This is a genomic window from Pseudoalteromonas phenolica, assembly GCF_001444405.1.
In the GTDB taxonomy this organism is placed as follows: Bacteria; Pseudomonadota; Gammaproteobacteria; order Enterobacterales; family Alteromonadaceae; genus Pseudoalteromonas; species Pseudoalteromonas phenolica.
The window spans coordinates 2,666,500-2,680,388 of sequence record NZ_CP013187.1; the positions used below are offsets into that span (position 1 = coordinate 2,666,500).

Below are 13,889 nucleotides of genomic sequence, written 5' to 3' on the forward strand. Positions count from 1 at the left end.
AAGTATTTGTAAATCTCTTAACCAAAGTTCAGGTTAATCACTTTTAATTCAGGCGTTTGGTCGGGATAGATACCGAGCAAACGTCTGTATGATTTGGCTTATCGACAAACCACTCGCTTGGGCGATTTTTACGAGATTCAATCAACTCTTTAAAGTCCTCTGAGCTGGTATCAAATACCGTAAAAGCACTGTTGTCTTCACCCGAAATATCACTTAACACACGCACTTGGCTAATTAAATTAAACGGCTGCCCTTCTACAGGTGTGCGCATTAAACGCTGGGCATGCTCCATGCCTTCAAGCACTCGGCCAAATACTGTGGTGTTTTTATCTAGATAACGCTGTGGCGCTAAGGTGATATAAAACTCAGTGCCACCGCTGTCGATTTCGTTGCCGCGCGCCATCGCGAATGTGCCCGTACAGTGGGTCATCCAAGTCTTTTTACCATCGCTGTTTTGTGCAACTGCAAAGCCATTCAAAAAACCGGTTTTATCAGCATAGCCGTCAAGCGCATTGAGTGGAGTGATCTCAAGAGATGTTTCAGTGGTTAAAAACATCTCACCCGCAATGCCTTTACTACCTTGAGTTGGCTGTTTTTCGCCGGACTGATCGCCACCTTGCGCCACAAAGCTTTCAACAAAACGGTACACATTTAAACCATCATAAAAGCCTTCGCGCGCGAGTTTTTTAATATTATCGACATGCCCCGGTGCGAGTTCTGGGTTAAGGTGTACGTAAACGCGACCTGTTGGTAAATCAATTCTTAATACATCGTCGTTGTTTACTTGCTGCCATACATCGGCTGACGCTGAGCTAATGATGGTACTTGGTGAGCGAACTTCAGGTTTAATAGGTACTGACTCAGTATTTTGCGTGCTGCTACAACCAGCGAGCAATACACAAGCTGTTAGGCCAAAAGCGCGTAAAAGCATGTTTTTATTTTCCTTGATTATTGTTATACCAGTATTTTGTTGTATGAATAGGTGCACTGGCGGGAAGTAAAGTATTTACCAGAGTAATTTTTTGACGTTTATCCAAAGCTAATTCAGCTAACTCATTTTCGAAATGGCGGTTGAATAACGTATCAAACGAACCGTCTTCTATGGATTTATCTAAGCCAACTTTAAGTTTTTGATATAAAGTTTTGTTATTTTTATCTACAAAAAAATAAACTGCTGAGGGGTAATAAAAGACATGAGCGGGATCGATTGTTAAGTCACTCATGTTGGCGATATCATTTGCAAATAATGCATCAATAGGAAGTACATCAATGCGTGATGCCTCCAATAGATCATAGCCCGAATTCTCTTGTGAGTATTCTAAAACATTAAAATCGTTGTCTTTAAAAATAACCGTGTCAGGCCAATCAGTTCTTAGTCCATACCTCAATTTTTTCAATTCACCATCACTTCGCAGTTTTGTAAAAAATTCAAGTCTGGATTTTTTAATCACCCCGAGACGATAGCCAAGCACACCTTTAACAATAGGTATTCTAACTGCTAAAGCTTGTTTTTCTCTTTCATCAGAGGTTACTGACCAAAATACGTCAATGCCATTTTCAGCACCTAACAAACGTATCGCACGATTTTGAGTAGGAATATTTTTAACAAAGTCCAGCGTATGAACTTCATTTTGATAGCTTAAAGTATGATTAAGAAGCGCAATGACATATGGATCAGCTCCTGAAGTGATACGCACTGTTTGTTCAGCACAGGCTGAAAAACAAAAACAGGCATTTAAACACAGAGCGATAATCCAAGACTTCATTCAGATCCCCAATCAAATTGATAGAGTAAGTCTATACTATCGTATAAACCACTTGTCGCTTCAATATATAATTTTGAGAATACTCTGTAACGAATCGCAATCTCATTCATGGCTTCAAATACTCCCACCCGATAACTCACTTGAACACTTGGGGTAATATAACCTGAGAGCTCGACCTGAGTATCATCACCACTCCCCTTTGCACTAACACTCACATCTTCAATGCCGATTTTTTTACCCGCCTTATTAATAAAGCTTTCACTAAAATTAATACTCTGCGCAAGTAACATCTGAGATAACAATGCATTATTGTTATTTTCACTCTTATCAAGCGGCTCACCATTCAACAAATAAGATAATGCATGAGCTTGATCCATTGCTGGCTGAGAGAAAATATTCAAGCTTGGATTACTGGCGCTACCTGTAAGTTCAACACCTGCCGTAACATCATCTGCTGTTACTTCTGGGTTACGTATTGCCTTTACATTTAAATAAGGGCGAGATAATGGCCCATTAAAACCAATTTGCCCTTGTTGAATGAGCAAATCTTGACCAAGTGCTTGATATACGCCTTCTCGCAACTCAAACTCTCCACTGGCAAGCAAAGGGGTATCAGGGGTTTTATCTAAACTGATTTGGCCAAAAACATAGCTATCTAGTCCAAATGCGTACACTCTAAAGTCATCTTGTAGTGCTACATCTAAATCCAGTGTATAAGTAAATGGCAAACTACTTTGTTCCTGAGTTTGCATATCAATAATAACTTGATCATCTGAGACTGAAACTACTTGCTCAGGCAATTGAGAGATTTTGATTCTGCCTTGAGGAATATCGACTCGCCCGCCAAGTGACAAGTGAGCATCTTGATACTTTACGGACAATTCAGGAGAGACAGTAAAGCGCATATCTTTTTGCGGATTAATTTGTACTTGTTCGCCAGACACATCAATTTGAGCATTTAATTTATCTTGCCAATCTAGTGAGCCAGTTAAATTTAGAACCCCATCTTCATTGGTGTTTAGTGCACCGTTTAGACGGGCAGTCTGGCCATTTAAATCAAGTTTCAATGACGAATCTACGAAACTAACCGGCATTGCTGACTGCTCAATACCAAATGACGTTACGTTTATCTCTCCGACTACATTCGGCTGTTTTAGATCACCCGAAAACGCGAGCTTTGAAGATAACTGCCCATCTAAATTAATCGGCTGTGGCAAGAAGCGATTAGCCAATTGACCTATTGGGTTTAAAGCAAGTGCATGCAATTCTATCTTTGCTGTTGGTGAATGTAATTGATTATCTTGCACTTTCGCAGCTACTTCACCAGATACATTACCTAATAGCGAAGAATCTAATTGCCAACGACTTAAAATAGCCTGACCGTCTCCGCTCAAATTAATTTCGACATGTTCAATCGGAACATTTGCGTCGGTATCAGCTTCGGAGTGTGCTATTGCAACATTTTGCAAACTTGCTTTGGCATTAAGCCCGCTAAGTTTCTTATCATGCCATGACAACGCGGAGTTAAGGCTGGTTTTACCATTTAGTTTAAGTTGTACGGGTAAAAATGCTTGTAACGATGCCAATTCAAAGCCTTGAATATCCATATCAAACTGGCCTTGTTTGCCCTTTTGTTCGGCTTGTAAGCACCATGGCGATTTATTTAATTCGCCGCATAATTTTCCTGTTTGCCATTGCAGCGCACTGGCATATTTAAGCTTTGAATGATGCTTTAAACTTGTCTCAAATTGTTTATAGGCAATTTGCCCAGATACAATTTCGCCCTGCCAGATTTGTGCGTTTAAACCACCTAGAATATCTAGCTCTGCGTGAACGTCTCCACGACTTGATAACTGAGCGCGATGTGCAGTTTGATCGCCCGTGAAACGTAACTCGATATTATTAAGTTGATGCTCAGGGACTGAGAGTTGCTCAATGGATAATAAAGTCTTTGTTTGCCAATTATTGGCTAAATCAACGCTGGCACCGAGCTTGCCCCCTTTGAGACTAATGTCATTATTTTCGAACTTTGAAATTACTGAACTAAAGCTGACTTTAGGTTGATGATGGTCCCCTTTAATCTGCAACTCGCCTTGAGCATCAACATCAAAAGGCAGCAACGCATTCGCTTTTTGTGAACGGTTGTTATGTGCAATAGCAAAACGCCCAGATAAATCCAGCTCTTGCTGTAGTGAGCCCGACAACTGCAAATTGCTCGAACCGAGCTGCATTTTTAGTTTATCGACTTGGCCAAACAACTGCTCATTCAGTCTAAAACTGGCGTCGAGTGCTAAAGGAAGATCTGAAAGTTTCCCGTCGACATCAACGTCAGGAATATCAATTTGCCACCCCTCAGTTTGCTGTTTAGCCAAGACACTCATTGAACCGCTTAACACCGACTGCTGGTCGATAAAAAACAGCGGTAATGCGTCCATTACTAAGTGAAATTGCACGTCCACACCCTCAGACCAAGCTAATTTTCCGGTTAAATTGGCACCGCCTTCTGACGCGTTCAAACGACCAGCAAACTCTGAAATAGCGGTTAAACCGCCTCTTCCGGACACTTTTGCACTAAGCTCTGTAAGCTCTTTTTGATCGGCAATGACATCAAGTTTTAACTTATAATCGTCGGCATTGCCTTTAAGTTCGACCTGGGCTTGTTCCATTAAAGCATCATACTCTTGCCCACGAATTTTGTATGAGAACGGGAGGTTGTAAACATGTGCCGATACATCAAATGGCCAGTTTGTTTGTTTAAGATTTAGATTACCAAACACAGCAGCCTGGTACTGACCTTCGGCCTTTAAGTCAATATTTAGCTCAGAAAAGCTGCCATTTAAATGTAACCTGACGAGTTCTTCTTCCGTGGTCAGCGTAGTAATTGATTTAATTGACGCCAACGGCTGCTTGATTGCTTCGGCTTTAAGCTCACCAAAACTGCGCAAAACGAACTGCTGATATTCTAAGTATAAATTTTGCCATTCAAGTTGTTGAGAGGTGATGTTCGCCTCGATATTGAAGTGCTTAATGCGTTGCGAGCCAGCTGGTGTTTCGTACTCAAAAGACCTTAGAGCCAGTTGCGATACTCGAACATCAAGACCATCTGGTAAAACAATAGCTGGCAAGGCCGCCAACTCAGTAAGCGCTTGGCTTTCTTGTTCTTTTTCTCTTTTATCAATAATATGAATGCGCTTTATTGAAGTATCATGCAACCTTGCTGCTGCGTCGATTAATTGAGCTGATGATTTTATGTCCGATATTTGAACTCTCAAATCACCTTGCTGAAACTTGATATTAGCCACATTTAATTTAGCGATGGCGACATTCACGGGCAATGTAAAAACACCTTGTGACTCTTCACTTTGCTCTGTTTTTGTTTCTGCTACGGTTTCTTCAGTGGTTTTATTTGTAGACGAGTTAGCAAGCTTTACATCGACACTGTCTGCAGTTATTTCTACACATACCGTTGCACAGGTAAACCAATTGAGTTGCGGCCTAAAGTTGCTCAGTGATAAATTTAGCCCTTCGCTGCGCCAAGTGATATCGAGTCTTTCACCTGCGAATAAACGACCTTGATCAAGTTTAATATTTAAGCCATCGACCGACTTATTTAAAACCCATAAAAGGCTTTGATGACCAACACTGGTAAACACTAAACAAAATAGAAAAACCAGCGTGCCTAAACCAATATTTAAAACTCTTTTTGTTATAGGGTGTAAGCGCATTAAATCTCCGGCCCAATAATAATACTTAGACGTGTGCTTTTACTTTCTTTACTGAGCCCCCAAGCGTGATCTAACCGAATAGGCCCTACAGGTGTAATATAGCGAAAACCAAAACCCGCACCCACGGCCCATGATTCTGAGAAGTCATTAGTTGCCGTGCCCGAGTCAACAAATAAAGCCAATCGCCAATTTGGCATAAATTGATAGTTATATTCTACCGAAGCCGTTGCAAGGTATTTACCACCGACAATTTTGCCCTCTTCATAAGGCGCGACAGATTGATAGGCAAAACCTCGAATACTCTGATCACCCCCAGCAAAAAATCGTAAGTTAAATGGCACTTCGTTAATGTCGTCAGTGACAATGGCACCCGCATCTAGCCTTGCAATAAACCAATGCTTAAGTGCAAACTTTCTTAACCATGCTTGCTCCCACTGTGCTTTAAACAAAGTTGTGGAAGAAATTAAATCATCACTGGCGAACTCTAACGAGATCAAGGTTTGTTGCCCCCAAGAAGGCGTGACACCGCCAACGGCTTGTTTTTTGGCATAGCTAATACCCGGAATTAACATCTCCGTTTTATCGGTGATACCTGCTTGAGTTGTTGTTTCATGCTCTCTTTTTAAGAATGCCGTGCGTACCCAGTTATTACTGGTTAACCATTGGCGCTGTAACTGTACGTTCCAGATTTTACTATTAACTCCCTCAGTCAGTTCATCTTCAAGAGCATAACCGGTTGTCACCCGCCACAAGTCATCATTCGGGTTGCTCACCGGAATGCTATAACTGCCTGTGACACGCTGCTGTTTTTCAGCAACAAATAAATTGCCATCAAAAAAATGACCATCTTCGGTGATCCATGGCTTTGACCATTTAAATCGTGCTTTTGCGCCTATCTCTGTACTAAAGCCGCCCCCCACTTCAAACGTATTGGCTGGCTTATCGACCACCTCAATACGAATGGGTACTAAATTATTTTTTCGGTTTTGTAATTGTGGATAAACTTTAATGGCACTGAAATACGGGGTTTTATTCAGTGCTAAATTATATTCAGACAGTAAGTTTTCATCGTATAAGGTATTTTCATCAAATGGCGCAAGTGACTGAATATATTTTTTCGCCAAACTTTGCCTGCTCACTTCAACTTTGCCAAAACGATAACGATTTCCCGAGTCTAGTTTTAGCTTAGCTACCGCAAAGTTTTTTTGTTTATGAATTTCTAGGCGATGAGTAAGCCATTTAAAATCAAAATACCCTTTCGAGATCAGGCTTGATTCAAGCACACTTTTTGTCTGCTCATAATTATCGTGATTAACTATGTCATTGGCTTTAATAGGAATGCTAGACAATACTTTTTGCAAAAATGAGTCTTTATTGGCCTCGCCTTTTATTTCAATTTGAATCGATTTCCAACGAATAGGTTCGCCAATCTCTGCCTCTATTTTGAGGGTACTGCTTTGCTCGACACGTGATAAGGTGATATTTGCATGATAATAGCCAAGCGCCTGTAAAGCTCGCTCGGTCTGAGAAAGTAATTTGTTTTCTAACGACTGCGAAAAAGGCTGATTGAGTAGCGGCTTCAACGTGCCATTGATATTTTTACTCAACTCATCAGGCATTTCGCCAAATTCAATGGCCTCAACTTGCCATTGCGCCTCAGCCTGTGTTGATAAAGAAAAAGTTAAACACCAACAAATAACAACAATCGCAAACAGTTTCAAATACTTCCCTCCCATACCGAAGTGCCAGTGTAGCATATTTCAAATCAACAATAGATGAACAATAAATCTCGCTTTAAAGCTTTTTATTTTTGCTAATATCACCGACAATACACATAGTTAAAAATACTGGGTAACACTATGCAATTTCCTGATGACGATAACGGCCAATTATTAGCTGAAATGGCTGCTGAAGGCATTAACTTAAACCAAATGCACATGGTCGACTTTTTCATTTTATTTGAGCAAAAAGATCAAGCTGAGTCTTTTGCTAAAGCAATTTCTGAAGATGAGCTTGCGCCAAAGACCGAATTACAAAAGTGTAAAGACACAGGTGTATGGGAAGTTGTAACAACGGTTGAAATGGTGCCAGAACATCAGCTTTTAAGCCAAACTGAACAATACCTAGAAAGCATTGCCAATTCACATGAAGGCTATGGCGATGGCTGGGGTATTATGGCTGATACTGAATAAAGAAAATCAGTTTAAATTTTTAAAAGGTGCGACACGCGCCTTTTTTATTGCACAAAATAAAGCGAGAAGTTAGAAAGTTAGAAAGTTAGAAAGTTAGTTTTTAATAAGATTAAAAAGAAAAGTTTTAAGAGAATAAATGGTGCCCGGGGCCGGACTTGAACCGGCACGTCATTACTGACGAGGGATTTTAAATCCCTTGTGTCTACCAATTCCACCACCCGGGCATCGGGCTGCTTTCGCATGTGGAGAGTTATCTTTCGATAATGGAGGCGGAACCCGGAGTCGAACCGAGGTAGACGGATTTGCAATCCGCTGCATGGCCACTCTGCCATTCCGCCTAAATGTTCAAAATAAATTGGAGCGAGTAACGAGGTTCGAACTCGTGACCTCGACCTTGGCAAGGTCGCGCTCTACCAGCTGAGCTATACTCGCGTTCCATAATGCTTTTTATTTCAACTGAGATAAAACGAGGTCGCGTCTTTACCTTTATCAGCTAAACTATACTTGCATTCATTTATTTAGAGTAAATGTTAAGTTGGAGCGAGTAACGAGGTTCGAACTCGTGACCTCGACCTTGGCAAGGTCGCGCTCTACCAGCTGAGCTATACTCGCGTTCCATAATGCTTTTTAATTCAGATTAGATAAAAACAAGATCGCGTCTCTATGTTTATCAGCTGAACTATACTTGCATTCCGTTTAACATTTTTAAGTTAAAGATAAATTGGAGCGAGTAACGAGGTTCGAACTCGTGACCTCGACCTTGGCAAGGTCGCGCTCTACCAGCTGAGCTATACTCGCGTTCCATAAATCTTTAACATTAAAACCAATTTGGAGCGAGTAACGAGGTTCGAACTCGTGACCTCGACCTTGGCAAGGTCGCGCTCTACCAGCTGAGCTATACTCGCATCAAATTGATTCTAAAATCAATGGTGCCCGGGGCCGGACTTGAACCGGCACGTCATTACTGACGAGGGATTTTAAATCCCTTGTGTCTACCAATTCCACCACCCGGGCATCGGGTTTTGCGTTGCATATAAAACCAATTTGGAGCGAGTAACGAGGTTCGAACTCGTGACCTCGACCTTGGCAAGGTCGCGCTCTACCAGCTGAGCTATACTCGCATTCCATGTTGCTTTTTAATTCAACTAAAAAAAACTAAGGTCGCGCCTTTACGTTTTACCAGCTGAGTTATACTCGCATCAATTGATTCTAAAACCAATGGTGCCCGGGGCCGGACTTGAACCGGCACGTCATTACTGACGAGGGATTTTAAATCCCTTGTGTCTACCAATTCCACCACCCGGGCATCGGGCTGCTTACGCATGTGGAGTGTTGAGAAATGGAGGCGGAACCCGGAGTCGAACCGAGGTAGACGGATTTGCAATCCGCTGCATGGCCACTCTGCCATTCCGCCGACGTATAAAAGATTGGAGCGAGTAACGAGGTTCGAACTCGTGACCTCGACCTTGGCAAGGTCGCGCTCTACCAGCTGAGCTATACTCGCATTCCAAAGTAAGTCATTTACTCACTTCTTTTATCGTTTTGAGGCATACTGCCCTCTCAACACGGACGCATTCTACAGATCTTTAATAATGCGTCAATATAAAAAATGAATGTTTTTAATCGTTTGCTCAATTTTTATCTAAACTGCTGCCTATATAGCCGTAAAATATCAAGATTTAATCAATTCAGACTTTGCCGCATTCAAATATGCCAACATTGACGTCACAGTTAATAGTGTTGCAATTGCCAAAAGGGCATAACTTAACATGGTCATCCAAGGCGCATACTGCCAAATCAAACCAATAATGGCTAACATTTGTGCAGCAGTTTTAAACTTACCCATATTACTCACTGCTACATTGCCACGTTTGCCTTGCTCGGCCATCCACTCTCTTAGTGCTGATATCACAATTTCGCGGCTAATAATGATAAGCGCAGCCAAAGTAATAAAGATGTTTTGATAGTGGGTTGCTAAAACAACGAGAGCCACACTCACCATGACTTTATCTGCAACAGGATCTAAAAACGCTCCAAAAGGCGTTGATTGATCTAGTTTTCGTGCCAAGTAGCCATCAAGAATATCGGTTACCGATGCTAGCCAGAAAATAAAGGCGGCTGCAAAAAAAGCCCATGAATAAGGCAAATAAAACACCACTGCAAAAACAGGGATAAGTAACAATCTAAATGTTGTTAGGGTATTAGGAATATTCCACATAACTACTTTGTGTATCTTTTTTTATAGTGTTGCATGATCAATTAGGCTTTGTCATGCAAATGATTAAATATCTTTTCAGCCATATCTTGGCTGATCCCTGGCACTTGATTTAACTGCGCTATAGTAGCCGATTTTACACCTTGCATACCACCTAAGTATTTTAACAAGGCTTGTCGACGTTTCTGCCCTACTCCTTCTATTTCTTCTAACAAAGATTGAGTTCGCTGTTTTTGCCGTTTGTTTCTATGCCCTGCTATGGCAAAACGGTGTGATTCATCTCGTATATGTTGAATTAGATGTAAAGCAGGTGAATCTGAGTCAAGGTTAACCGTTCGTCTGCCACCATCTATCAATAATGTCTCTAGACCGGGTTTTCGGCTTGTGCCTTTCGCTACACCGACTAGCAATGGCATTTTGCTATGCGGCCAATCTTCAAAAAACGCTTCTGCTTTATTAAGTTGTCCCTTACCACCATCTATAAAGATAACATCTGGGATCTTCTCTTCATCTTTCAACTTGCCATAACGTTTATTCAAAGCAAATGCCATTGCCGCATAGTCATCACCTGGTGTGATCCCTGTGACGTTATAGCGGCGATATTCTTTATTATTTGGACCACTACCATCAAATACCACACAGGAAGCAATGGTATTTTCACCCATAGTATGGCTGATATCGAAACACTCCATACGGTTGATATCGCTCAATTGCAATGCTTCTTTTAATAAAGCGTAGCGTTTAGTAATGGAATCTTGCGCGTTTTGTTTTACAACAATGCTGTTTAATGCATTTTTATTTGCAAGTGCGAGATATTGCGCACGTTCAGAGCGAACAGACGCCTTTAACTCTACTTTTTTATCAGCCAGTTGCGATAGCGCATTAATGAGTTCATTTTGCTCTTGCAATTCAAAAGGCAGCACGATTTCTTTCGGGATCTGACGTTGCGTGCCCGCGCCTACATAATATTGCCCAATAAATGACGTGACAATTTCGTCTTGTTGCGAGTCTTTAGGCACTTTAGGGAAGTAGGTCTTACTCCCCAGTACTTTATGGTCTCGGACCATTAATAAATGAATCGCACAAATGCCGTTTTGCTGCTGGAAACCAATAATATCTATTTCACCTAGATTACCAGCCACAAACTGCTGTTCTTGCATTTGTCTTAAAATCGCAATTTGATCTCGCACTTTTGCGGCGAGTTCAAAGTTCAAGGCCATACTGGCCTGTTCCATCTTCTCTACCAAGGCCGCAATCACTTGATGAGATTTTCCTGATAAAAACTGCTTTACCAGATCGACTTGTTCTTTATATTCATCGTCAGAAACCTTGCCAACACAAGGTGCCGCACAACGTTTTAGCTGATATTGCAAACACGGTCGGCTACGGGCACGGTAATATGCATCTTCGCATTGGCGAACAGGGAAAATTTTTTGCATTAAGCGCAAACTTTCTGATACTGCGGCACTACTTGGGTACGGACCGAAATAATCACCTTTTTGTTTTCGGCTTCCTCGGTGAAAAGCCAACCTAGGGTGCTTATGTCCACTTAAGAAAATATAAGGGTAAGACTTATCGTCCCTTAATAAGATGTTGTATCTAGGTTGATACTGTTTTATTAGATTATTTTCTAAAAGTAGAGCTTCGGTTTCTGTATTTGTCAGCGTCACCTCTATATTAGCGATGTTACTTACCAATACTCGGGTTTTAGCGTCAGGGATGTTACTACGAAAGTAACTCGAAACGCGTTTTTTTAAATTTTTCGCCTTACCAACATAAATAACCTGATGTTGTGCATCGTACATACGATAAACACCAGGTTCTGTAGATAATGTTTTTAAAAAGGCTTTTGAATCAAATACTGCCATTAAAGATGATTAGTTCGATGTGTCTATATCAATCATTTTATGGCGAATGGCTAAATGTGTCAGCTCTACATCACCGCCTACATTTAGTTTTTCGAACATGCGGTAACGATAGCTGTTCACCGTTTTTGAACTCAAGTTAAGCCTGTCTGCAATATCTTGTGCTTTTTCACCCTTAGTGATCATCAACATGATTTGCAGCTCGCGCTCAGATAAAGATTGAAATGGGTTTTCATCGTTGCGACCACTAAACTGCGCAAGCGCAATTTGTTGGGCAATTTCAGGGGCAATGTATCGCTGTCCTGAGTTTACCGCACGGATGGCATTGATCATTTCGTCTGAGCCTGTACCTTTGGTCAGGTAGCCCTGTGCGCCCACTTGCATTACTTTGCTTGGGAATGGGTCTTCACAATGTACAGTTAATACAATTACCTTTATATCAGGATTGTATCGGCATATTTTTTTTGTCGCTTCGAGACCGCCAATCCCAGGCATATTCATGTCCATTAAAACAATATCCGGGTTATTATCGCGACAAAACTTCACCGCTTCTTCACCCGTTTTAGCTTCACCTATTACTTTAAAGCCACGAACATCATCTAGAATTCGTTTGATGCCGGTTCTTACTAGCTCATGATCATCAACTAATAGCACATTAATCAATGGCACACCCTCACAGAAAATTTGGTAATCGCAATCACAGAAAATAGCAATTCGAGATTAACACATAATTATGTAAAAAATAACGAATAAACTTTTGTATTAGCTAAAAAACCATACTAAATAACTAAAAAAGACCAGAATGTTGGTTCTAGTCTTTTTACTTTAAGTGACTGTGTTTTATTATATTATTTGCCTTGCTCTGAGAACTTATTCACCCATAATGCAATCACACCATCGCCGGTGACATTACACGCTGTACCAAAGCTATCTTGGGCTAGATAAAGTGCAATCATTAACGCAACTGCGCCTTCAGAAAAACCAAGCATTGAAGTCAATAAGCCCAGTGCTGACATCACCGCTCCTCCTGGTGCACCTGGGGCTGCGATCATGACAACACCTAACATCAAAATAAATGGCAAAATGCTTGTAATACTAGGCATCGACATTTCTGGTGACAATAACATTACTGCCATAGCACACGTTACTATTGTAATGGTTGAACCTGAAAGGTGAATGGTTGCACACAGTGGCACAGAAAAGTTGGCGACTTCCTCTTTTACGCCATTAGCTTTACTCGCTCGTAAAGAAACTGGAATAGTTGCCGCACTAGACATAGTTCCTATCGCAGTAAAGTAAGCCGGTAACATGTTTTTGACTAATTCGATTGGGCTACGCTTTAACAAAATACCCGAACCGATGAACAAAACAGATAACCACAACCAGTGCATTACTACCGCAGCAACTAAAACAATACCAAACGTGCTTAAAGTATCAGCCACTGTGCCTGCAACCGCCATTTCAGCGAATACACCCGCAATGTAAAAAGGAAGAGCAGGAATAATCACTTTCGCTAGCAAAGCATCAATGACATCACGACCTTGATCAACTACATTCTGTAGGTCTTTCAATGCCAGTTGACTAATACCAATACCAAAAATGAATGCAGCTGCCAGTGCAGTCATTACGCCCATCAAAGGTGGGATTTCAATATTAATAAAACTCTTTAGTTCTGTGCCTTGAACAGCTTGGTAAGTTGTTGTGCCTTCAAAAAATGGAACGAAAGCGTTTACCAACAAGAAAGCTAAGGTGCCCGCTAAAATAGTAGAGCCATAAGCAAAGCCCACTGTTTTACCTAATAAATGCCCCGCTTCTTTAGGCAAACCTGCAATACCTGAGGCTATGAAAAACAAGATAATTAAAGGAATGGTAAAACTAATTAATTGACCTACAATCACTTTAAATGTGTAAAGTAGCTCTACTAGCGGTAAAGGTAGATATGAGCCCACCACAATACCTGCGGCGATACCGGCAAGTAACTTCAAAATTAACGACATAAATTATCCCTGATAAAAACGATGCGCCGTTTTAACATGTTTTACAGAGAATTTGTTATAAATTCGTTATTCTTCATAAGAATTAGCATAACAGGTACACACTGAGACACTTAACTTAAAAAACGGTGC

The 13,889-nt window shown here is 41.0% G+C and carries 9 protein-coding genes and 11 tRNA genes; 1 reads left to right on the plus strand and 19 read right to left on the minus strand.

Translation table 11 applies throughout. The annotated features are described in order from the left end of the window. Positions 1-43: 43 nt before the first annotated feature. The 4 genes from PP2015_RS11800 to PP2015_RS11815 are packed head-to-tail and all read right to left on the minus strand — an operon-like array spanning position 44 to position 7,212. Positions 44-931 carry a peptidylprolyl isomerase gene (locus PP2015_RS11800; protein WP_083496578.1) on the minus strand — a complete coding sequence of 296 codons (888 nt, stop codon included), beginning with the start codon at positions 929-931 and terminating at the stop codon, positions 44-46. A gap of 4 nt (positions 932-935) precedes the next feature. After that, positions 936-1,766, minus strand: coding sequence for a substrate-binding periplasmic protein (locus PP2015_RS11805; protein ID WP_058030538.1), 831 nt, complete (start codon positions 1,764-1,766; stop codon positions 936-938). Then, positions 1,763-5,491 (minus strand): translocation/assembly module TamB domain-containing protein, encoded by a 3,729-nt coding sequence (locus PP2015_RS11810; RefSeq protein ID WP_058030539.1) that lies wholly within the window; start codon positions 5,489-5,491, stop codon positions 1,763-1,765. Before PP2015_RS11810 ends, PP2015_RS11805 begins: the two co-directional genes overlap by 4 nt. Continuing rightward, positions 5,491-7,212: an autotransporter assembly complex protein TamA gene (locus tag PP2015_RS11815; RefSeq protein WP_237113192.1), complete on the minus strand. Its 1,722-nt coding sequence runs from the start codon at positions 7,210-7,212 to the stop codon at positions 5,491-5,493. The genes PP2015_RS11810 and PP2015_RS11815 overlap by 1 nt, the downstream gene beginning before the upstream one ends. A 138-nt stretch (positions 7,213-7,350) precedes the next feature. Between PP2015_RS11815 and PP2015_RS11820 the strand changes: the two genes are divergently transcribed. Beyond that, positions 7,351-7,683, plus strand: a complete 333-nt coding sequence (locus PP2015_RS11820; RefSeq protein WP_058030540.1) for a ribonuclease E inhibitor RraB — start codon at positions 7,351-7,353, stop codon at positions 7,681-7,683. A 137-nt stretch (positions 7,684-7,820) separates the two neighbouring features. On the opposite strand, the gene PP2015_RS11825 is transcribed toward PP2015_RS11820, so the two are convergent. The 15 genes from PP2015_RS11825 to PP2015_RS11895 all read right to left on the minus strand — a co-directional run bounded on the left by PP2015_RS11825 (position 7,821) and on the right by PP2015_RS11895 (position 13,760). Next, positions 7,821-7,907, minus strand: a tRNA-Leu gene (locus PP2015_RS11825). Between the two features lie 40 nt (positions 7,908-7,947). Further along, a tRNA-Cys gene (locus PP2015_RS11830) sits at positions 7,948-8,021 on the minus strand. An 18-nt stretch (positions 8,022-8,039) separates the two neighbouring features. Continuing rightward, positions 8,040-8,115, minus strand: a tRNA-Gly gene (locus tag PP2015_RS11835). Positions 8,116-8,219: 104 nt separating this feature from the next. Further along, a tRNA-Gly gene (locus PP2015_RS11840) sits at positions 8,220-8,295 on the minus strand. Between the two features lie 110 nt (positions 8,296-8,405). Continuing rightward, positions 8,406-8,481 (minus strand) — tRNA-Gly (locus PP2015_RS11845). Positions 8,482-8,512: 31 nt separating this feature from the next. Next, positions 8,513-8,588, minus strand: a tRNA-Gly gene (locus tag PP2015_RS11850). Positions 8,589-8,610: 22 nt separating this feature from the next. Next, positions 8,611-8,697 (minus strand) — tRNA-Leu (locus PP2015_RS11855). 31 nt (positions 8,698-8,728) lie between these two features. Next, positions 8,729-8,804: transfer RNA gene (locus PP2015_RS11860), tRNA-Gly, on the minus strand. 98 nt (positions 8,805-8,902) lie between these two features. Next, a tRNA-Leu gene (locus tag PP2015_RS11865) sits at positions 8,903-8,989 on the minus strand. Positions 8,990-9,023: 34 nt separating this feature from the next. After that, positions 9,024-9,097 (minus strand) — tRNA-Cys (locus tag PP2015_RS11870). A 14-nt stretch (positions 9,098-9,111) separates the two neighbouring features. Further along, a tRNA-Gly gene (locus PP2015_RS11875) sits at positions 9,112-9,187 on the minus strand. Between the two features lie 168 nt (positions 9,188-9,355). Beyond that, positions 9,356-9,901, minus strand: a complete 546-nt coding sequence (pgsA, locus tag PP2015_RS11880; RefSeq protein WP_058030541.1) for a CDP-diacylglycerol--glycerol-3-phosphate 3-phosphatidyltransferase — start codon at positions 9,899-9,901, stop codon at positions 9,356-9,358. Between the two features lie 41 nt (positions 9,902-9,942). Next, positions 9,943-11,766, minus strand: coding sequence for an excinuclease ABC subunit UvrC (gene uvrC / locus PP2015_RS11885; RefSeq protein WP_058030542.1), 1,824 nt, complete (start codon positions 11,764-11,766; stop codon positions 9,943-9,945). A gap of 9 nt (positions 11,767-11,775) precedes the next feature. Continuing rightward, positions 11,776-12,426 (minus strand): UvrY/SirA/GacA family response regulator transcription factor, encoded by a 651-nt coding sequence (gene uvrY, locus PP2015_RS11890; RefSeq protein WP_058030543.1) that lies wholly within the window; start codon positions 12,424-12,426, stop codon positions 11,776-11,778. A 185-nt stretch (positions 12,427-12,611) separates the two neighbouring features. After that, entirely contained in the window at positions 12,612-13,760 is a 1,149-nt protein-coding gene (locus PP2015_RS11895; protein WP_058030544.1) for a dicarboxylate/amino acid:cation symporter, read from the minus strand. Between the last annotated feature and the right edge of the window lie 129 nt (positions 13,761-13,889).